The sequence below is a fragment of the Pseudomonas sp. P9_31 genome (genome assembly GCF_034008235.1).
Lineage (GTDB): Bacteria > Pseudomonadota > Gammaproteobacteria > Pseudomonadales > Pseudomonadaceae > Aquipseudomonas.
Genome location: NZ_CP125375.1, coordinates 903,470 through 922,696 on the forward strand (window position 1 = coordinate 903,470; position 19,227 = coordinate 922,696).

Annotated in this window: 18 protein-coding genes; 9 read left to right on the forward strand and 9 right to left on the reverse strand. The window is 58.6% G+C overall.

Annotation, left to right across the window (positions count from 1 at the left end):
* The first annotated feature begins 290 nt into the window (after positions 1 to 290).
* Together quiC and QMK51_RS04150 are read left to right on the forward strand one after the other, a co-directional pair.
* On the forward strand, positions 291 to 2,192 hold the full coding sequence (gene quiC / locus QMK51_RS04145; protein WP_258698968.1) for a 3-dehydroshikimate dehydratase QuiC: 1,902 nt from the start codon (positions 291 to 293) through the stop codon (positions 2,190 to 2,192).
* 103 nt (positions 2,193 to 2,295) lie between these two features.
* A complete protein-coding gene (locus tag QMK51_RS04150; RefSeq protein WP_320393234.1) occupies positions 2,296 to 2,973 on the forward strand; it encodes a TetR family transcriptional regulator in 678 nt (225 codons plus the stop codon).
* 100 nt (positions 2,974 to 3,073) lie between these two features.
* Here QMK51_RS04150 and QMK51_RS04155 read toward each other — a convergent pair whose 3' ends face one another.
* The 5 genes from QMK51_RS04155 to QMK51_RS04175 all read right to left on the reverse strand — a co-directional run bounded on the left by QMK51_RS04155 (position 3,074) and on the right by QMK51_RS04175 (position 8,002).
* The gene (locus tag QMK51_RS04155; protein WP_258698970.1) at positions 3,074 to 3,928 is read right to left on the reverse strand and encodes a shikimate dehydrogenase; all 855 of its coding nucleotides are present in this window, start codon (positions 3,926 to 3,928) and stop codon (positions 3,074 to 3,076) included.
* Between the two features lie 5 nt (positions 3,929 to 3,933).
* Entirely contained in the window at positions 3,934 to 4,374 is a 441-nt protein-coding gene (gene aroQ / locus QMK51_RS04160) for a type II 3-dehydroquinate dehydratase (RefSeq protein ID WP_320393235.1), read from the reverse strand.
* A 211-nt stretch (positions 4,375 to 4,585) separates the two neighbouring features.
* Positions 4,586 to 5,497, reverse strand: coding sequence for a LysR family transcriptional regulator (locus QMK51_RS04165; RefSeq protein ID WP_320393236.1), 912 nt, complete (start codon positions 5,495 to 5,497; stop codon positions 4,586 to 4,588).
* A gap of 133 nt (positions 5,498 to 5,630) precedes the next feature.
* Complete coding sequence (gene trmA, locus QMK51_RS04170) at positions 5,631 to 6,710, reverse strand: tRNA (uridine(54)-C5)-methyltransferase TrmA (RefSeq protein WP_258698973.1); 1,080 nt, start codon at positions 6,708 to 6,710, stop codon at positions 5,631 to 5,633.
* Positions 6,707 to 8,002, reverse strand: coding sequence for an NCS2 family permease (locus QMK51_RS04175; RefSeq protein WP_258698974.1), 1,296 nt, complete (start codon positions 8,000 to 8,002; stop codon positions 6,707 to 6,709). Before QMK51_RS04175 ends, trmA begins: the two co-directional genes overlap by 4 nt.
* A 227-nt stretch (positions 8,003 to 8,229) precedes the next feature.
* Here QMK51_RS04175 and QMK51_RS04180 point away from each other — a divergent pair, with 227 nt between their 5' ends.
* On the forward strand, positions 8,230 to 8,685 hold the full coding sequence (locus tag QMK51_RS04180; protein WP_320393237.1) for a DUF4879 domain-containing protein: 456 nt from the start codon (positions 8,230 to 8,232) through the stop codon (positions 8,683 to 8,685).
* 67 nt (positions 8,686 to 8,752) lie between these two features.
* On the forward strand, positions 8,753 to 9,304 hold the full coding sequence (locus QMK51_RS04185) for a DJ-1 family glyoxalase III (RefSeq protein ID WP_320393238.1): 552 nt from the start codon (positions 8,753 to 8,755) through the stop codon (positions 9,302 to 9,304).
* A 22-nt stretch (positions 9,305 to 9,326) separates the two neighbouring features.
* Here the strand turns inward: QMK51_RS04185 and QMK51_RS04190 are convergent, their stop codons facing one another.
* The gene (locus tag QMK51_RS04190; RefSeq protein ID WP_320393239.1) at positions 9,327 to 10,565 is read right to left on the reverse strand and encodes an MFS transporter; all 1,239 of its coding nucleotides are present in this window, start codon (positions 10,563 to 10,565) and stop codon (positions 9,327 to 9,329) included.
* A 526-nt stretch (positions 10,566 to 11,091) separates the two neighbouring features.
* Here QMK51_RS04190 and QMK51_RS04195 point away from each other — a divergent pair.
* From QMK51_RS04195 to QMK51_RS04205, 3 genes are read left to right on the forward strand one after another with little or no spacing between them, the layout of a single operon-like run.
* Complete coding sequence (locus QMK51_RS04195) at positions 11,092 to 12,531, forward strand: cytochrome ubiquinol oxidase subunit I (protein ID WP_258698978.1); 1,440 nt, start codon at positions 11,092 to 11,094, stop codon at positions 12,529 to 12,531.
* A 3-nt stretch (positions 12,532 to 12,534) separates the two neighbouring features.
* A complete protein-coding gene (gene cydB / locus QMK51_RS04200) occupies positions 12,535 to 13,542 on the forward strand; it encodes a cytochrome d ubiquinol oxidase subunit II (RefSeq protein ID WP_258698979.1) in 1,008 nt (335 codons plus the stop codon).
* Positions 13,543 to 13,593: 51 nt separating this feature from the next.
* Positions 13,594 to 13,761 (forward strand): DUF2474 domain-containing protein, encoded by a 168-nt coding sequence (locus tag QMK51_RS04205; protein WP_052967973.1) that lies wholly within the window; start codon positions 13,594 to 13,596, stop codon positions 13,759 to 13,761.
* A 69-nt stretch (positions 13,762 to 13,830) separates the two neighbouring features.
* Here QMK51_RS04205 and QMK51_RS04210 read toward each other — a convergent pair whose 3' ends face one another.
* Positions 13,831 to 14,955: a class I SAM-dependent methyltransferase gene (locus QMK51_RS04210; protein ID WP_320393240.1), complete on the reverse strand. Its 1,125-nt coding sequence runs from the start codon at positions 14,953 to 14,955 to the stop codon at positions 13,831 to 13,833.
* A gap of 191 nt (positions 14,956 to 15,146) precedes the next feature.
* Positions 15,147 to 15,857: an autoinducer binding domain-containing protein gene (locus QMK51_RS04215; RefSeq protein ID WP_320393241.1), complete on the reverse strand. Its 711-nt coding sequence runs from the start codon at positions 15,855 to 15,857 to the stop codon at positions 15,147 to 15,149.
* Between the two features lie 291 nt (positions 15,858 to 16,148).
* On the opposite strand from QMK51_RS04215, the gene QMK51_RS04220 reads away from it, so the two are divergent.
* Positions 16,149 to 16,925, forward strand: coding sequence for a ferredoxin--NADP reductase (locus QMK51_RS04220; protein ID WP_320393242.1), 777 nt, complete (start codon positions 16,149 to 16,151; stop codon positions 16,923 to 16,925).
* A 40-nt stretch (positions 16,926 to 16,965) separates the two neighbouring features.
* On the opposite strand, the gene mscL is transcribed toward QMK51_RS04220, so the two are convergent.
* Positions 16,966 to 17,379, reverse strand: coding sequence for a large-conductance mechanosensitive channel protein MscL (gene mscL, locus QMK51_RS04225; protein ID WP_320393243.1), 414 nt, complete (start codon positions 17,377 to 17,379; stop codon positions 16,966 to 16,968).
* A gap of 285 nt (positions 17,380 to 17,664) precedes the next feature.
* Here mscL and katB point away from each other — a divergent pair, with 285 nt between their 5' ends.
* Positions 17,665 to 19,206 (forward strand): catalase KatB, encoded by a 1,542-nt coding sequence (katB, locus tag QMK51_RS04230; protein WP_258698983.1) that lies wholly within the window; start codon positions 17,665 to 17,667, stop codon positions 19,204 to 19,206.
* Positions 19,207 to 19,227: the final 21 nt, after the last annotated feature.

The following is a 19,227-nucleotide window of genomic DNA, read 5'->3' on the forward strand; positions in this document are numbered from 1 at the left end:
GCTGTCGATGGTGCGCAGTGGACGAAAAATCGTCAATTCGCCAACCGCCATTGTGTTCGATAATCGCCCGCAAAACTAACCGGGTAGTACACTTTGAATTGCTGTGTGGATTCGTCAAGCCAATAATTTACCCAAGACAAACGCTACCCCTGTAGGAGCTGCCGAAGGTTGCGATCTTTTGATCTTGATTCTGACGCCTGACCTATTGCTGAAGGCAAAGTCAAAAGATCGCAGCCTTCGGCAGCTCCTACGCCCTGACAAGAAATTTCCCTACCACCGGGAGTCCATACATGCAGCGTTCCATTGCCACCGTTTCCTTGAGCGGCACCCTGCCGGAAAAACTCGAAGCCATTGCCGCCGCCGGTTTTGACGGGGTGGAGATTTTCGAGAACGACCTTCTCTATTACGACGGAAGCCCGCGGGAAATCAAACAGATGTGCGCCGATCTCGGGATCGCCATCACACTGTTTCAACCCTTTCGGGATTTCGAAGGTTGCCGCCGCGATCGCCTGCCGCGCAATCTGGAGCGGGCCGAGCGCAAGTTCGATTTGATGCAGGAACTGGGCACTGACCTGGTGCTGGTGTGCAGCAACGCTTCGGCCGACTCCATCGGTGATGAACAGATCCTGATTGATGATTTGCGCCAGCTCGCAGAACGGGCCGGTATTCGTGGCCTGCGGATCGGCTATGAAGCGCTGGCCTGGGGCAGGCATGTGAACACGTATCAACAGGTGTGGAACATCGTTCGCCAGGCCGACCACCCGAGCCTCGGCGTGTTGCTGGACAGTTTTCATACGCTGTCGCTCAAGGGCGACCCGAGCGCCATCGCCGAGATTCCCGGCGACAAGATCTTCTTCGTGCAAATGGCCGACGCGCCGATCCTGGCCATGGATGTGCTGGAGTGGAGCCGACACTTCCGCTGTTTCCCGGGCCAGGGTGAATTCGATCTGCCGGGCTTCCTCGCGCCGATCATCAAGAGTGGCTACACCGGGCCGCTGTCGCTGGAGATCTTCAACGACGGCTTCCGCGCCGCACCGCCACGGGCCAACGCCGCCGACGGTTTGCGTTCGTTACTGTATCTGGAAGAGAAAACCCGCCAGCGTCTGGAGCAGCAAGCCACGCCTGTGGCCAATCGCGACATTCTGTTCGATACCCCAGGCGCCAGCGAATACAACGGCATCGAGTTTCTTGAATTCGCGGTGGACGAAAGCCTTGGCGCCAAGCTGGCCCATTGGCTGGAGCGGCTGGGTTTCGTCAAGGCCGGGCAACACCGCTCCAAGAGTGTCAGCCTGTTGCGTCAGGGCGATATCAACCTGATCCTCAACTCCGAGCCTTACTCGTTCGCCCACAGTTTTTTCGAGGCCCACGGTCCATCGCTGTGCGCCACCGCCGTGCGGGTCAAGGACAGCACCAGTGCACTGGCCCGCGCCGTTGCGTACAAGGGGCAACCCTATCGCGGGCTGGTAGGCCCCAATGAGCTTGAGCTGGCAGCGGTTCGTGCGCCGGATGGCAGCCTGATTTACCTGGTGGACCAGGACGCCGACGTCTACGGCACCGACTTCAACCTGCAACCGACGGCCGTCGCCAGCGGTGGCCTCAAGCGCATCGATCACATGGCGATGGCACTGCCCGCCGACAGCCTCGACAGCTGGGTGCTGTTTTACAAAAGCCTGCTGGATTTCGAGGCCGACGATGAAGTGGTGTTGCCTGACCCGTATGGTTTGGTGAAGAGCCGCGCATTACGCAGCCGCTGCAGTTCGATCCGCTTGCCGCTGAACATTTCCGAGAACCGCAACACTGCCATCTCACATGCGTTGTCGAGTTATCGCGGTTCCGGCGTGCATCACATCGCTTTCGATTGTGACGACATTTTTGCCGAAGTCAGCCGCGCGAAGGAGGCCGGCGTGCCGCTGCTGGATATCCCACTCAACTACTACGATGACCTCGCCGCGCGGTTCGATTTCGACGACGAATTCCTCAGCGAGCTGGCCTACTTCAACGTGCTCTACGACCGCGATGCTCAGGGTGGCGAGCTGTTCCATGTTTACACCGAGCCGTTCGAAGGACGGTTCTTTTTTGAAATCATCCAGCGCAAAAACGGCTACGCGGGTTACGGCGCGGCCAACGTGGCAGTGCGACTGGCGGCCATGGCAAAATCACGAACTGGTGGCGTACGTCAGGCAAAGTTGTAGGAAAATCGTAAACATGGGTACAAAACCGCTGCCGCGCGACTTCCTTCACCGGGCGCAGCGCCCCATAATCGCCCACTTGTGTAGTGATGGCCGTGAGCCCGCAATGACAATAATTTCAGAACTCTCCGTAGCGCCCGAAAAGCCAATTGCCGAGCCTCGCAAGAGTCGCAAGAACAACCCGGAAAAAACCCGCGAGAACATCCTTCAAGAGGCCATTGTCGAGTTCGTCCAGCAGGGGCTTTCCGGTGCCCGGGTCGATGCAATCGCCGAGCGCATCCACACCTCCAAACGCATGATCTATTACTACTTCGGCAGTAAGGAACAGCTCTACGTCGAGGTGCTGGAGAAACTCTACGGGGATATCCGCAGCACCGAGAGCCGTTTGCACCTGGCCGAACTGGCGCCGGTGGAGGCGATTCGGCGGTTGGTGGAATTCACCTTCGATCACCATGATCGCAACGTCGATTTCGTGCGTATCGTCAGCATCGAGAACATTCACAACGCCGAGTATGTGAAGCGCTCCGATGCGATCAAGGCGATGAACAACACCATCCTCGATTCACTGGGTGAGATTTTGCGTCGCGGGGCCGAAGCGGGTGTATTCCGCGCCGGCCTCGATCCGCTGGATGTGCACCTGCTGATCAGTTCGTTTTGCTTCTATCGCGTGTCGAACCGTCATACCTTCGGTGAGATCTTTCAGATCGACTTGCCGGACGAAAGCATCAAGCAGCGTCATCGGGAGATGATCTGCGAGTCGGTGTTGCGCTACCTGCAGGCCTGATTTCCAGGGCCCTTAAAAGATCGCAGCCTGCGGCAGCTCCAGAGACCGGTGTGTACCCGGACATTTGCAGGAGCTGCCGAAGGCTGCGATCTTTTGATCTTCAACCATTCATGCTCTGAAAATGCGCCAGCATCCGCTGGGCATCCGGCACCACCCCGCTGAATAATTCAAACGCCTTCACTGCCTGAAACACCGCCATGTTGCCGCCATCCAGGGTTCGGCAACCCAGCGCGCGAGCGTTGCGCAGCAGTTCGGTTTCCAGTGGGAAGTAAACGATCTCTGCTACCCATAGATCGGCCCGAAGCAGCTCTGCCGGCACGGGCATGCCCGGCAGTTTTTTCATGCCCATCGGCGTGGTATTGACCAGTCCGTCCGCCTGACCCAGCGTGCCTGGCAAGTCATGACCGGCCACGGCGCGGCCAAAACCAAAATGCTGATTGAGGTTGTTCGCCAGCGACTGAGCCCGGCTGTGATCCACATCGAAAATACTCAGCAGTTGTACGCCTTCGCTCAATAGTGCGTGGGCCACCGCCGCGCCTGCGCCGCCGGCACCCATTTGCACCACACGCTCACGGGCAACATCCTTCAGGCCACGGCGAAACCCTTCGGCAAAACCCAGGCAATCGGTGTTATGGCCGATACGTTTCCCGTCCTTCAGCACCACCGTGTTCACCGCGCCAATGCCGCGGGCTTCCGGCGACAATTCGTCGAGCAACGGGATGATCGTCTGCTTGCACGGGAAGGTAATGTTCAACCCGGTGAAGTTCATGCGTTCGGCGGCCATCAGCAGGTCGGGCAGGGCGCCGCTGTCGAGTTTCAACTGATCCAGATCGATCAACCGATACAGGTAGCGCAAACCCTGCGCATCACCTTCATGCTCGTGTAGCGCCGGGGTGCGGGAAGCCTGAATGCCGGCGCCGATCAACCCGGCGAGTACCACGGTGTTCTGTGTCATGACGCTTAATCCTTCAAACGTTGGCTGAAATGCTCCAGCGCCAAACGATAGCCGTGGCTGCCGAAACCGCACATGACCGCCGTGGCGATGGACGAGACAAAGGAGTGATGCCGGAAAGGTTCGCGGGCATGGACATTGGACAGGTGCACTTCGATCACCGGCAGTTCGCTGGCGACCAGGGCATCGCGAATGGCGACCGAGGTGTGAGTCCAGGCGGCCGGGTTGATGACGATCCCGGCGCAGCGGCCACGGGCGGCGTGAATCCAGTCGAGCAGTTCGCCTTCATGGTTGGTCTGGCGAAACTCCACCTTCAGGCCGAACTCTTCGGCTGCGCGACCGCACAGCGATGAAATATCTGCCAGGGTTTCGTGGCCATAAGTCGCCGGTTCACGGGTGCCAAGCAGGTTCAGGTTCGGGCCGTTGAGCACCAGAACGATAGAGGACATCGGTTCTCTCCACTTATTATTTTTGGCGTTGGCCGAGGGTTTCAGCCTGTGGAGATAAATTGTACTAACTGGTTAATCCGGTCAATTGAAGAGGTGCTGCAACGGCTTTTTGTGTGCGGTGATCGGACATATGCCAAAAGTTCGCAGCCTTCGGCAGCTCCTGCAGGTGCACGCGTTTCAAAGGTAGGAGCTGCCGAAGGCTGCGATCTTTTCAGCGAGGCAGATGCTCAACCAGAAAATCGATAAACGCCCTGAGCCGCAACGGCACATGGCGGCTCTGCGGATACAGCAAAGTGAAGGGACGCGAACGCCCGCCATAGGGCTTGAGCACTTCAACCAGCGAGCCATCCGCCAGTTCGTTTTCGACGATGAAACGATAGGTTTGAAACAGTCCGGCGCCGTGTTTCGCCAGCGTCACGCCACCCAATACATCATCGGAACAGCAGTAATTACCCTCGGCCAAAATCTCCAGCGGCACGCCGTTATCGTTGAACAGCCAGGCAATCCGCCGCCCGCTGCTGGGTAGCTCGAACTGGATGCATTCGTGGTGCGCCAGGTCGTCGAGGGTCTGTGGAGTGCCGGCACGCTTCAGATAGTCAGGGCTGGCAATCATCACCAGCGCGGCGTCCTCCAGCGGCCGGGCAATCAGCCCGGAATCGGGAATGGCGCGCACACGGATTGCCATGTCGTAGCCTTCGCCGACGAAATCGATGTTGCGATTGCTGATGTGCGCCTCGACCTTCACGGCGGGAAAGCGCGCCCGAAACGCGGGCAGCAAGGGCAGGATGCGATGGTGGGCATAGGTGGTGGGAATGCTGATGCGCAAGGTACCGGAGGGTTCCTGCTGTTGACCCATGACTTCGCGCTGAGCCTCGACCAGTTGCGCAAGAGCCTGGCGACACTCCTCAAAATAACGCCGGCCACTGTCGGTCAGCTTGACGCTGCGTGTGGTACGCGCGAACAGCCGCACACCCAGACGTTCTTCCATCCGCGACACCGAGCGGCTGACGGCGGCCGGCGTCACACCCGCCACCAGGGCCGCGGCGGTAAAGCTGCCGGCTTCGGCGGCCAGGCAAAACAGTTCGATGCTGCCCAGCTGAAGATCGTCGAAATGTCGCTGCATGATTGATTACACCGGGAATCAAATGAAATGCCTGAGGCTGTATTTATCAAATAAGGGCGCACAAATACAGAGCGTTTCAATCGCCCACAAAAAAGCCGTCCCGGGGACGGCTGGTTTGTGTGTAGGGATGTAATCAACGACGGGTCAACAACACTCCGGATTCCATGTGATGGGTCCATGGAAACTGGTCGAACATCGCACATTGAGTGATGCGGTGAGTGTCGTGCAGTTGGGCGATGTTGGCCGCGAGGGTTTCCGGGTTGCAGGAAATGTAGAGGATGTTGTCGAAGCGCCGGGTCAGTTCGCAAGTGTCCGGGTCCATGCCGGCGCGGGGCGGGTCGACGAACACGCTACCGAATTCGTAGCTCTTGAGGTCGATGCCGTGCAGGCGACGGAACGGACGAACTTCGTTCAGGGCTTCGGTCAGCTCTTCGGCGGATAAACGCACCAGCGTGACGTTATCCACCGCATTTTCGCTCAGGTTGCTGAGCGCAGCGTTGACCGAGGTCTTGCTGATTTCGGTGGCCAGTACTTTGCGCACGCGGGTAGCGAGTGGCAGGGTGAAGTTGCCATTGCCGCAATACAGCTCCAGCAAATCGTCGGAACGATCGCCGAGGGCGTCATACGCCCAGTTGAGCATCTTCTGGTTCACCGTGCCGTTGGGTTGGGTGAACGCGCCTTCCGGCTGGCGATAGCTGAAGGTGCGACCGCTGACTTCAAGTTTCTCGACCACGTAATCGTGACCGATCACTTCGCGTTTTCCCTTCGAACGGCCAATGACACTGACGTTCAGCTCGGCCGCCAGCTTCGACGCCGCCGCGTGCCAGTGCTCGTCCAGCGGGCGGTGGTAGCACAGGGTGATCATCGCATCGCCAGCCAGCGTGGTCAGAAACTCTACCTGGAACAGCTTGTGGCTCAGGGCAGCACTCGCTTGCCACGCCGCCTTGAGTTGCGGCATCAATTGGTTGATGCGCAGGCTTGCGATCGGGAATTCCTCGATCAGGATCGGCGTGCGTTTGTCTTCCTGAGAAAACATCGCGTAATGGCGCTCGCCGGCCTCACGCCACAGGCGGAACTCGGCACGCAGGCGGAAGTTTTTCAGCGGCGAGTCGAACACTGCGGGTTCGGGGGCACCGAATGGGGCCAGCAGGTCACGCAGGCGCGTGACCTTTTCTTCGAGCTGTGCGGCGTAAGCCTGGGAATCAAAAGTCATGCGTTGAACCAACCCAACTTGATCACGAACAGAATCGACAGAATCACCAGCGCCGAATTCAGTTCACGGCCGCGACCGGACAACAATTTGGCGGCGGTCCAGGCGATGAAACCGAAGGCGATGCCGTTGGCGATGGAATAAGTGAACGGCATGGCCAGGGCGGTGACCACGACCGGTGCGGCGACGGTGATGTCGTCCCAGTCTATTTCCGCCAGGCCAGATGTCATCAGTACGGCGACGAACAGCAATGCAGGCGCGGTGGCGAAGGCTGGAACGCTGGCCGCCAATGGCGAGAAAAACAGCGCCAGCAGGAACAGAATTGCCACCACGACAGCGGTCAGGCCGGTGCGGCCACCGGCACTCACGCCGGCTGCGGATTCGATGTAACTGGTGGTGGTCGAGGTGCCCAGCAAGGAACCGGCCATGGCCGCGGTGCTGTCGGCGATCAGGGCGCGGCCCATTTTCGGCATGTGACCGTCCTTGCCCATCAGGCCAGCGCGTTTGGCAACGCCAATCAGGGTGCCGGAGTTGTCGAACAGATCGACGAACAGGAAGGCGAAGATCACGCTGACCAGACCGATGTTCAGTGCGCCTTTGATATCCAGTTGCAGAAAGGTCGGGGCCAGCGATGGCGGCATCGACATCACGCCGCCGAACGGGCTGAAGCCCAACAGGATGGAGACGATGGTCACCGACAGAATGCCGATCAGTACCGCACCTCGCACTTTCAGGGCTTCAAGCGCCACGATCAGGGCAAAACCGAGGCTTGCGAGAATCGGCGCCGGTTGCGTCAGGTCACCGAGGCCGACCATGGTTGCCGGGTTGCTGACCACGATACCAGCGTTGTGCAGGGCGATCAGCGCCAGGAACAGGCCGATACCGGCGGCAATCGCCGAGCGTAGCGCCAGCGGGATGCTGTTGATGATCCATTCGCGGATGCGGAAGATCGACAACAGGAAAAACATCACCGCCGAGAGGAACACCGCGCCCAGTGCCACTTGCCAGGTGTGGCCCATGTGCAGAACCACGGTGTAAGTGAAGAAGGCGTTCAGCCCCATGCCCGGCGCGAGGGCGATCGGGTAGTTGGCGATCAGGCCCATGGTCGTCGAGCCGATGGCGGCTGCCAGGCAGGTGGCGACAAACACCGCGCCCTTGTCCATGCCGGTCTCGCCGAGGATGCTCGGGTTGACGAACAGAATGTAGGCCATGGCCAAAAAGGTCGTGACGCCCGCCAGAATCTCGGTCCGCACGTTGGTGTTGTGTGCCTTGAGTTGAAACAGCCTTTCCAGCATGTCTGCTCCCCGTGGCGCGCCCGGCGCCGTGAATGTATCGACCTCAACAGCAAAGCACAGACCGCCGTAGGCGCCTGTGAAATTTCTGTGGGTCGGAAAAAGCCGCGCATCATACCAGCAGCGTAGGGTTATGGCTGCTTATGGCTACGATCGTCGTCGATGTTTTGCCCAAAAGAGAACTGCGCCATACTGCGCGCTGTTTTTTGGGGGGAGAGGGAAGGGTGAATATGAAGTGCATGAACAGGCGTGCGGTTGCCGCATTCGCAATATTGATCGCATTGTTCCTGGGGGCGCAAACCGCCTCGGCAGCGACGGCGCCCCCGTTGAGTCAGGTAAAGGTACTCAAGGTCGAATCGCCAGGCTGTGGCTTTGAAAGTATCGCGGACGGCCAGGCGCAAACCCGTTGCGACCACAAGGGGCCGAACATCAAGGTTTACGTGCTGGAAGTCGGCTACGGTCGCCAGGCCCATGTCGCGCTGGACGGTTTCGAGGTGGATGGCACCCGGACCAAAGTCTGCGCGTTCGATAACGGCAATCTGACGGATTGCTCTGAACGGACCAAAGTGGTCGGCTTTTTGTACATCTTCGACCTGAAGGGCAAGCAGGACGGCAACTTCACGTTCAGCAACACCTCGATCAACGCACCGGGCAACACGATGTCGACCCAGCTTTACATCAAGTAACAGCCAGGCTCGAACAAGGGACAGGAAAGCTGACTACGCTTTAAAGATCATCCTGTGGACCGCGCCCATGACCTTTAGAGCCCTGATTACCCTCGCCGAGGGCATCGACGATCTGCAAACCGTGACCCTGATCGATGTGCTGCGCCGCGCCAAGGTTGAAGTGGTGGTGGCCAGCATCGAGTCGCGACGCATGCTCACCTGCGCTCGCGGCACCCGCTTGACCGCCGATGCGATGTTGGTGGATTTGCTGGCCCAGCCTTTCGACCTGATCGTTCTGCCCGGCGGTGCCGTGGGGGCGCAGCATTTGGCGGCTCACCAACCCCTGCAACAATTGATCAAGGACCAGGCCGCCGCCGGGCGCCTGTTCGCCGGTATTGCCGAGTCTCCGGCGCTGGCGCTGCAAACCTTTGGCGTTTTACGTCAGCGGCGCATGACCTGCCTGCCCGCTGTCAGCCATCAACTGTCAGGTTGTAACTTCATTGATCAACCGGTGGTGGTCGACGGCAACTGCATCACCGCTCAGGGTTCGGGCGCCGCGTTGCAGTTTGCGCTGACGCTGGTGGAGCAACTCTGTGGCAAAGCCACGCGGTCGGCGGTGGCGGGGGAGTTGGTGGTTTAGAGAGCGCCCTGGACAGACTGCGTCATGCCCTGACTGCTTCCACCGGCACATGCATGCGGTCGCGGTTGGCCAGGGTCGGGAACAGTTTGATCCACGCCCCGGTCACCACCAGCGTGCCGATGCCACCCATGACCACCGCTGGCACGGTGCCGAACCAGTGGGCCGTCAGGCCGGATTCGAACTCGCCGAGTTGATTCGATGCACCGATGAACAGACCGTTCACGGCGCTGACCCGGCCGCGCATTTCGTCCGGGGTTTCCAGTTGCACGAACGAGGCGCGGATCACCATGCTGATCATGTCCGCCGCACCCAATACCACCAGCACGGCGAGGGAAAACCAGAACGAGGTCGACAAGCCGAAAGCGATCGTCGCCACTCCGAATACGCCCACGGCGGTGAACATGACCCGTCCGACGTTGCGCTCCACGGCAAATCGCGCCAGAAACAGCGACATCAGCAGCGCACCCACCGCCGGGGCCGAACGCAACAGGCCCAGCCCCCAGGGGCCGGTCAGCAGAATATCTTTGGCGAACACCGGCAGCAGCGCGGTCGCGCCACCCAGCAGGACGGCAAACAGGTCCAGGGAAATCGCTCCGAGAATGTCCGGGCGGCTGCGAATGAAGCGGATGCCTGCCAGCAGCGAATCCAGGGTCGCCTTGCCCTTGTTCAGCGGCGTCTGCCGGGCCGGGAGGTTGAGCATCAGCGTACAGGCGATGAGGTAGAGGATCACCGTCGGGCCATACACCCAGACGCTGCCGAAGGCGTAGAGCAAACCGCCCAGCGCCGGGGCGACGATGGTCGCCGATTGTTGCGCAGATTGCGCGGCGGCAACCGCGCGGGGGAACAGGGCGCTGGGCACGATGCTCGGCAGCAAGGCCTGGGTCGTTGGCATCTCGAAGGAGCGGGCGGCACCCAGCAGGAACGCGAGGATGAAGATCATCTCCCGGGTGACATGGTCGGTCGCGCTGCCGATGGCCAGCGACAGGGCGATCAACGCTTGCAGGGACTGACAGATCGCCGCGACCTTACGCCGGTCGTAGCGGTCCGCGACATGCCCGGTGTGCAGCATGAACAACACCCGCGGGGCAAACTCCACCAGCCCCACCAGACCCAGATCGAGCACGTTGCCGGTCAGTTGATAAAGATTCCAGCCAATGGCCACGGTCAGCATCTGAAAACCGCTGGCGGTAAATACCCGAGCCAGCCAAAACGCGATAAACGGGCGGTGATGACGTAACAGCAAGGGCGCTTGGCTGGGCATCTGAGGCAGGTCTTGAGCGAGGGAAGGGCGAGATTATCACCTACCTGTAACCAGAGGTTGCGAGGGCGGGAAATTTAGTTAGCTAGACACCGATCTGCGGAGCAGACGAAATCCCGTGTGGTGAGGGAGCTTGCTCCCGCTGGGCTGCGAAGCAGTCCTGAACCTGCCATCTCATTCCCACGGGCATATCGCATTACCCGGTTTTACGACTGCTGCGCAGCCGAGCGGGAGCAAGCTCCCTCGCCACAGGGAATGTATTGCAGTTCATGACCAAACCCGTGAGGCAACCTGTCACGCGGCAATAGACCACACCGTCCATCGGCAAAAATGCGACTACTCTTTCAACATTGCTTGATCCAGATCAAGACCCTTCGTGGAATTGATCGGGTGGCCTGATGGCCAGATTCCCTACGTTGTGATGATGGTAGAAAAAGAACGAATTCAAATTCGCCACACTCCATATCCGTGGGGGCAGTGGGTGCAGGCCGCAAGCCTTCAGCCGGTATTACCTGACAGAGGAAGACTTATGTTCGGTTTGGAGGCACTTGATCTCGCCCGGATTCAGTTTGCGTTCACCATTTCGTTCCACATCCTGTTCCCGGCCATCACCATTGGCCTGGCGAGTTACCTGGCGGTGCTCGAAGGCCTGTGGCTGAAGACGCACAATGGCACTTACCGCGATCTGTACCATTTCTGGTCGAAGATCTTTGCCGTCAACTTCGGTATGGGCGTGGTGTCCGGTTTGGTCATGGCCTATCAGTTCGGTACCAACTGGAGCCGATTCTCGGATTTCGCCGGTTCCGTGACCGGGCCGTTATTGACCTACGAAGTACTCACCGCCTTTTTCCTCGAAGCCGGTTTCCTTGGCGTCATGCTGTTCGGCTGGAACAAGGTCGGGCGCAAGCTGCACTTCTTCGCCACGGTCATGGTGGCCATCGGCACCCTTATTTCGACCTTCTGGATTCTGGCCTCCAACAGTTGGATGCAGACTCCGCAAGGCTACGAAATCATCAATGGCCAGGTCATTCCGGTGGACTGGCTGGCGATTATCTTCAACCCGTCGTTCCCTTACCGCCTGATGCACATGGCCACGGCGGCGTTCGTGGCTACCGCTTTCTTCGTCGGTTCGTCGGCGGCCTGGCACTTGTTGCGTGGCAAGGACAACCCGGCGATCCGCACCATGCTCTCGATGGCCATGTGGATGGCCTTGATCGTGGCGCCGATTCAGGCCGTCATCGGTGACTTCCACGGCCTCAATACCCTCAAGCACCAGCCGGCGAAAATCGCTGCGATCGAAGGCCACTGGGAAAATGTTGGCGATGAACCGACCCCGTTGATCCTGTTCGGCTGGCCGGACATGAAAGCCGAGAAGACCAAATTCGCGGTCGAGATTCCGTATCTGGGCAGCCTGATCCTGACCCACACCATGGACAAGCAAGTACCGGCGCTCAAGGAGTTCCCGCCTGAAGACCGGCCGAATTCGACCATCGTCTTCTGGTCGTTCCGGATCATGGTCGGCCTGGGTTTCCTGATGATCTTCACCGGTCTGTGGAGCCTGTGGCTGCGCAAGCGTGACAAGCTGTATACCTCGCGTCCGTTTCTGTACCTGGCGTTGTGGATGGGGCCGTCCGGTCTGATCGCGATCCTCGCCGGCTGGTTCACCACTGAAATCGGTCGTCAGCCATGGGTGGTTTATGGGCTGATGCGCACGGCGGATGCGTCCTCCGGGCACAGCTTCGTGCAGATGAGCATCACCTTGATCATGTTCGTTGTGGTGTATTTCGCGCTGTTCGGTGCCGGCCTTGGCTACATGATGCGCCTGGTGCGCAAAGGGCCGAAGGTCGACGAAGGCAAGGAAACCAACGAAGGCGGTCCTGGCCAGAAACGTACGCCGGCCCGTCCGCTGTCCGCAGCCGATGACAACGGTGACGGTGATCACAACCACAGCCTGAACAAGGAGATTTGAATCATGGGTATTGATCTTCCGCTGATCTGGGCCGTGATCATCATCTTCGGCATCATGATGTACGTGGTCATGGACGGCTTCGACCTGGGGATCGGGATTCTTTTCCCGTTCATCAAGGGCAAGACCGACCGTGACGTGATGATGAACACCGTCGCCCCGGTCTGGGACGGCAACGAAACCTGGCTGGTATTGGGCGGCGCGGCCTTGTTCGGCGCCTTCCCGCTAGCCTATTCGGTGGTGCTCTCGGCGTTGTACCTGCCGCTGATTTTCATGCTGATCGGGCTGATTTTCCGCGGCGTGGCTTTCGAGTTCCGCTTCAAGGCCAAGGACGCCAAGCGCCACCTCTGGGACAAGGCGTTCATTGGCGGTTCGATCGCCGCAACCTTCTTTCAGGGCGTGGCGTTGGGGGCGTTCATCGATGGGCTGCCAGTGGTCAACCGTCAGTTCGCCGGTGGCTCACTGGACTGGCTGACGCCGTTCACGATGTTCTGCGGTGCGGCGTTGGTGGTGGCTTACGCGCTGCTCGGCTGCACCTGGCTGATCATGAAGACCGAAGGCAAGCTGCAGGAACAGATGCATGACCTGGCGCGGCCATTGTCCTTCGTGTTGCTGGCGGTGATTGGCATCGTCAGCATCTGGACGCCGTTGGCCCATGCCGAGATCGCCGCACGCTGGTTCACCCTGCCGAATTTGTTCTGGTTCCTGCCGGTGCCGATTCTGGTGCTGGTGACCCTGTATGGTTTGATTCGCGCGGTGGCCCGCAACGCGCATTACACGCCATTCCTGCTGACCCTGGTGCTGATCTTCCTCGGCTACAGCGGCCTGGGTATCAGCCTGTGGCCGAACATCGTGCCGCCGTCGATCTCGATCTGGGACGCTGCCGCGCCGCCGCAAAGCCAGGGCTTCATGCTGGTGGGTACGCTGTTCATCATCCCGTTCATCCTGGGTTACACCTTCTGGAGCTACTACGTGTTCCGCGGCAAGGTCACCCATGAAGATGGTTACCACTAGCGACTACGGCGCAGGATTGATACCTGCGCCGTTGCAGAGGAGAAAGCGATGATGGCTGGCAAACCTGATTTGCAGGAAATCGAAGCCGCCGAGAAAAAGCCGCTATGGCAGCGACTCGGCTGGCTGGCGATGATCTGGACCGGCAGCGTCGTGGCACTGTTCATCGTGGCCAGCCTGATGCGCATGTTCATGAACGCCGCGGGCCTGAGCACCCACTGAAATTCCCATCCCGTTGCCTTGCGGCACGGATTTACAACCCTCCCGCGATGGAGGGTTTTTTGTGCGCGGTTATTTACGGGCTTTGAGAATCACGAACTTGGGGGTGGCTGCTACTTGCTCGACGCCGCGGAACAACCGCGCAAGCTTGCTGTGATAGCCCAGATGACGGTTGCCGACGATGTACAGCGCGCCGCCTACCACCAGCGCTTCGCGCGCCTGCTGGAACATCCGCCAGGCCAGGAAATCACCGACTACTTGCTGTTGGTGAAACGGTGGATTGCACAGCACCACGTCCAGGGATTGGGGTTCCTGGCCAGCCAACCCATCGCCGGCCCGCACAATCACGTCACGATCACTCAGTGCCGCGCGCCAGTTTTCAGCGGCCGATTGCACGGCCATGAATGACTCGTCCACCAGGGTGTATTGAGCCTCGGGGTTTTGCAGGGCACTGGCGATCGCCAGCACGCCGTTGCCACACCCCAGATCGGCGACACGCGCTGCGCCGAGGTTCTTCGGCAAGTGCGGCAAAAAGGCCCGTGTGCCGATATCCAGTCCTTCGCGGCAGAACACATTCGCGTGATTGAGCAGTTCGATTGCAGGCTCGTCGAGTCGATAGCGGGTCGGGTATGCAGAGATCGCGCAGGCTTTGACTTCGGGCGTGGCGATCAGCAGTCGAGCCTTCTTCACGGCCAGCGAGGCTTGCACCGGGCCGATGTAGCGCTCCAGCAGATCGCCAGCGGCGCGTGGCAGATGCTTCACCATCGCGGCCGCAACCACTTGAGCGCCGGGAGCCAATTGACCCTGTAGCCGAATCAGTTGCTCTTCCAGCAAGGCCAGGGTTTTCGGTACCCGGATCAAGACCCGGTCAAACGGCCCGACGAACGCTTCGCTGGCAGGCACCTTCGACACCGCATCAAACGCCTGGCCGTTGCGTATCAGGTTTTTTTCCAGTCCCTGAAAGGCTAGAAACGAATCGCCGCTGCTGGTCACCCGGACCTTGCCCACCAGGCTGGCGGCCAATGCGCCGAAGCTGTCGTTGAGCACCAGCACTCGGATATCGGCTGTCGGTTGTTGTCCGGCCAGATGATTGAGCAGGTATTCGTCTGCGGCATCAAACGCTTGCAGCGGTTCGTTCTGCTGTTCTGGCTGGCGGATCAGGTCGAGTCGAGCGAAGGGGGTTTCGAGCAGAGGCATGAGGCAGGGGGCTCTGGGTAGTCAACGAAGGATAATCAAGCGGGGGCCCGTCGCTCAGGGGCGTTGTAGCGGGCGGATCCATCCGAGTGGGCTGCGTCGTGGGATTTCCCACGTCATCACTCAGGATGGATCGCAGATGGTACGTTTTTTTGTTCTGGATTACTTGCAGGGATTACCGGATTCGAACAGTTTTAGATAACGCCTTCCCTTGCTGCTCTGATCACCGCCGCAATCTTGTTGTTGACGCCGAATTTGCGGATGGTGTTTTGTAAATGGAACCGTACCGTGCTTTCACTCAGGTTGAGGATGGTCGCGATCTCCCATGCCGTCTTGCCGTTGGCTGAATATTTCAGCACTTCAATTTCTCGGGATGATAAATGCACGGTGTCCGGATTCAGCGAGGAGGCAGGCAGGTCTTTCACGGCAAGCCCATGCAGGTGCCGGCTGATGAACATCGCGTAGCCCAGATTTTCATACATATCATGCGTAGTAATCGGGCAGTGGCTTCTGGCCAGGCTTAGCATGCTGCAAAGTCCGTTCTTATCATGAACGGATTGGGACCAGCCATAGTGCAAACCTTGCTTTTTTTGTGTTTGCCACAGCGCTGGTGTCTTTGAGAAGACGTCCTCCTGCCAAAGAATCGGCATTTCGGAGCGATTGCAGTGGGCTAGTATTGGATCGATCTCACTGAAATGTTCTTGTTCATATTGGGTGTTCCATTCGCTAGAGTAGTTATTCAAATTGATCTTATGATGGGGGATCCCTCGTGTTCGGGGTATTACTGAAAATGCGCAGAAATTAAAGCCCAGGTTTTTAACGAGATTGAGAGAAATCTCGTACGCGGTCTCTAAATTCTGAGCGTAAGAAAGCTGCATTAGCTGTGATTCCTTCCACGCTTTCATCTGGTAACTCCGTGCGGCTTCCTTGGGGGTGCGGATTGGATCCTGGATCCAGCACGTTACAGATTGTAAGAGAATTCCTATATGTATGCTGAATTTTTTTCGTTCTTGAAGACGCTTGCAACTGCATAACCGGTTCTTCTTTATTACTACGGAGTAACAGACTCAAAGCCAGATGTAATCATTTTTATTGTTGTGCTGTTTGGTTTGTGGCCTAAAAGACATTACAAATCACCGGTGTTTATGCTGCTTGCTTTGCGGGACACTGGGGTTATCTGTTGAATGGAGCGCCCCATGACTGCCAGTGCGGAAAAATTCACTCGCCAGACCTTGCTTGAGGTCCAGCCATTGACCCCAAACCTGTTCACCCTGCGCACCACCAGGGACCCGGGCTTTCGTTTTCGCGGCGGGCAATTCGCCCGGCTGGGCGTGACCAAGGCAGACGGCAGTACGGTATGGCGGGCTTATTCCATGGTGTCTTCGCCCTATGACGAGTTCCTTGAGTTCTTCTCCATTGTTGTGCCGGGAGGGGAATTCACCAGTGAGCTGAGCCGCCTGGAAGTCGGCGATACACTGCTGGTCGACCGACAGGCCTTTGGTTATCTGACGCTGGATCGCTTCGTTGATGGCCGTGACCTCTGGTTGTTATCCACAGGTACGGGCCTGGCGCCGTTCCTGTCGATCCTGCAGGACTTCGAGGTTTGGGAAAGATTCGAACGCATCATCCTGGTCTATAGCGTGCGCGAAGCGCGGGAGTTGGCGTACCAGGAACTGATAACGGGGCTGGCACAGCGTGACTATCTGGCCGAGTACGCGCACAAGCTGCAGTTCATAACGACCGTCACCCGTGAACAGCATCCGGGGGCCTTGAATGGGCGGATCACGAGGCTCATGGAAAGTGGTGAGCTGGAACGGGCGGCCGGTGTAGCGCTGACGGCCGAGCAGTCGCGGGTGATGCTCTGCGGTAATCCACAGATGATCGATGACATGCGCCAGCTATTGAAACAACGGGACATGCACTTGAGCCTCAGTCGACGACCTGGCCAAGTGGCAGTGGAAAACTACTGGTAAACAAACGGCGCCGAGGCGCCGTTTCTGGGGCAATCGGTCATCAGGGCCGATTGTTCTGAGCCTTGAGCAGATCGCGGATCTCGCTCAGCAGCTCTTCTTCCTTGGTCGGAACCGGCGGCAGGGTTGGCGCAACGGCTTCTTCGCGTTTCAGTCGGTTGATGGCCTTGACGCCCATGAAGATCGCGAAGGCGACAATGATGAAGTCGATCATGCTCTGGATGAACTTACCGTAGGCCAGCATCACTGCCGGGACATCGCCGTTGGCGGCCTTGAGCGTAAAGGCCAGGTCACTGAAGTCTACCCCACCGATCAGCAAACCAATGGGCGGCATCACCACGTCGCCGACAAACGACGTAACGATTTTGCCGAAGGCGGCACCGATGATGATACCGACGGCCATGTCGACCACATTACCTTTGACCGCGAAGGCCTTGAACTCACTTATCACGCCCATAGGTTATTCCCTTGTTACAGATGAGGTTGGTGAACGCAGTGTAAATCAGCAAGGCGGCTCCTGCTCGAAACACCTTCTTACAATGCTTGCCCTTATCGACCCGCCTTCTGGCAATAAGTTTACAAAGTGCCACCAATCGCGCGCGTTTACCCGCTCTAGGCCGGGCTTTCCAGAACCTTTTCGCTATCGGCCCGGTACGGGATTTCTATTTATGTTTTGGCCTTCGGGTCACTAGCCTCTGTGGTGCGCACCTGGATGCGCCTTATAAAATCAGAGGAAACATCCATGACAACTCCCCTTGGCCTCGGGGCTTTTCCCCTCCGTCGTACCCTTGGCGTTCTGACCGCCAGCCTGCTGTCCTTCTCCGTCAACGCCGCGACGTTGACCCGCGATAACGGTGCTGCCGTCGGCGACAACCAGAACTCGCAAACCGCCGGCGCGACCGGGCCGGTGCTGCTGCAAGACGTACAATTGATCCAGAAACTCCAGCGTTTCGACCGTGAACGCATTCCCGAACGCGTGGTGCATGCCCGCGGTACTGGCGCCCATGGCACGTTCACCGTGACCGACGACCTCAGTGACCTGACCAAGGCCAAGGTATTCGCCGGCGGCCAGAGCACGCCGGTATTCGTGCGTTTCTCTGCGGTGGTGCACGGCAATCATTCGCCGGAAACCTTGCGTGACCCGCGTGGTTTCGCCACCAAGTTCTACACCGCAGACGGCAACTGGGACCTGGTCGGCAACAATTTCCCGACTTTCTTCATTCGCGACGCCATCAAGTTTCCAGATATGGTCCACGCCTTCAAGCCGGACCCGCGCACCAACCTTGACGACGACTCCCGCCGTTTCGACTTCTTCTCCCATGTTCCTGAAGCCACTCGCACCTTGACCGAGTTGTATTCCAACTCCGGCACGCCGGCCAGTTATCGGGAGATGGACGGCAATGGTGTACATGCCTACAAGTTGGTTAACGCCAAAGGTGAAGTTAACTATGTAAAGTTTCACTGGAAAAGTTTGCAGGGGATAAAAAATCTCGACCCCAAAGAAGTTGCCGGTGTTCAAGGTAAAGATTACAGTCATATGACTAATGACTTGGTCGCTCACATTAACAAGGGTGACTTTCCAAAGTGGGACTTGTACGTCCAGGTTCTAAAACCTCAAGATTTGTCCAAGTTTGATTTCGATCCATTGGACGCCACCAAAATCTGGCCCGGTGTTCCTGAACGAAAAGTTGGACAAATGGTGTTGAACCGTAATCCGGCGAATGTTTTTCAGGAAACCGAACAAGTGGCCATGGCGCCAGCCAATTTAGTTCCGGGTATCGAACCTTCGGAAGATCGCTTGTTGCAGGGACGAGTGTTCTCGTATGCCGATACCCAACTGTATCGTCTGGGGGCCAATGCTCTGCAACTGCCAATCAACGCCCCCAAAATTACCGTGAACAACGGTAATCAGGATGGCGCAATGAACACTGGCGCCAGCAGCACGGGCGTGAATTACCAGCCAAGTCGTTTGCTGCCCCGTGAAGAGCCGCAAACCGCGCGTTACAGCCAGTCGACCCTGTCGGGCAGCACGCAGCAGGCGAAGATTCAGCGTGAGCAGAACTTCAAGCAGGCCGGCGATCTGTATCGTTCGTTCAACCAGAAGGAACGTCTGGATCTGATCGACAGCTTCGGCGGCTCCCTGGCCACCACCGATGACGAGAGCAAGCACATCATCCTGTCCTTTCTCTATAAGGCCGACCCGGAATACGGGACAGGGGTGACCAAGGTGGCCAAGGGTGATCTGGCCCGAGTCAAGGCACTGGCAGCCAAACTGGTCGATTGATCTATCTGTCTGAAGCGGGGC

What these genes read in the sequence shown, in the direction of transcription:
- QMK51_RS04195 (WP_258698978.1), top strand. Translation starts at nt 11,092, where the DNA reads ATGTTCGGTTTGGAGGCACTTGATCTCGCCCGGATTCAGTTTGCGTTC.
- QMK51_RS04205 (WP_052967973.1), top strand. Translation starts at nt 13,594, where the DNA reads ATGGCTGGCAAACCTGATTTGCAGGAAATCGAAGCCGCCGAGAAAAAG.
- QMK51_RS04150 (WP_320393234.1), top strand. Translation starts at nt 2,296, where the DNA reads ATGACAATAATTTCAGAACTCTCCGTAGCGCCCGAAAAGCCAATTGCC.
- QMK51_RS04210 (WP_320393240.1), bottom strand. Translation starts at nt 14,955, where the DNA reads ATGCCTCTGCTCGAAACCCCCTTCGCTCGACTCGACCTGATCCGCCAG.
- katB (WP_258698983.1), top strand. Translation starts at nt 17,665, where the DNA reads ATGACAACTCCCCTTGGCCTCGGGGCTTTTCCCCTCCGTCGTACCCTT.
- QMK51_RS04175 (WP_258698974.1), bottom strand. Translation starts at nt 8,002, where the DNA reads ATGCTGGAAAGGCTGTTTCAACTCAAGGCACACAACACCAACGTGCGG.
- quiC (WP_258698968.1), top strand. Translation starts at nt 291, where the DNA reads ATGCAGCGTTCCATTGCCACCGTTTCCTTGAGCGGCACCCTGCCGGAA.
- QMK51_RS04220 (WP_320393242.1), top strand. Translation starts at nt 16,149, where the DNA reads ATGACTGCCAGTGCGGAAAAATTCACTCGCCAGACCTTGCTTGAGGTC.
- QMK51_RS04190 (WP_320393239.1), bottom strand. Translation starts at nt 10,565, where the DNA reads ATGCCCAGCCAAGCGCCCTTGCTGTTACGTCATCACCGCCCGTTTATC.
- trmA (WP_258698973.1), bottom strand. Translation starts at nt 6,710, where the DNA reads ATGACTTTTGATTCCCAGGCTTACGCCGCACAGCTCGAAGAAAAGGTC.
- cydB (WP_258698979.1), top strand. Translation starts at nt 12,535, where the DNA reads ATGGGTATTGATCTTCCGCTGATCTGGGCCGTGATCATCATCTTCGGC.
- aroQ (WP_320393235.1), bottom strand. Translation starts at nt 4,374, where the DNA reads ATGTCCTCTATCGTTCTGGTGCTCAACGGCCCGAACCTGAACCTGCTT.
- mscL (WP_320393243.1), bottom strand. Translation starts at nt 17,379, where the DNA reads ATGGGCGTGATAAGTGAGTTCAAGGCCTTCGCGGTCAAAGGTAATGTG.
- QMK51_RS04185 (WP_320393238.1), top strand. Translation starts at nt 8,753, where the DNA reads ATGACCTTTAGAGCCCTGATTACCCTCGCCGAGGGCATCGACGATCTG.
- QMK51_RS04215 (WP_320393241.1), bottom strand. Translation starts at nt 15,857, where the DNA reads ATGAAAGCGTGGAAGGAATCACAGCTAATGCAGCTTTCTTACGCTCAG.
- QMK51_RS04155 (WP_258698970.1), bottom strand. Translation starts at nt 3,928, where the DNA reads ATGACACAGAACACCGTGGTACTCGCCGGGTTGATCGGCGCCGGCATT.
- QMK51_RS04180 (WP_320393237.1), top strand. Translation starts at nt 8,230, where the DNA reads ATGAAGTGCATGAACAGGCGTGCGGTTGCCGCATTCGCAATATTGATC.
- QMK51_RS04165 (WP_320393236.1), bottom strand. Translation starts at nt 5,497, where the DNA reads ATGCAGCGACATTTCGACGATCTTCAGCTGGGCAGCATCGAACTGTTT.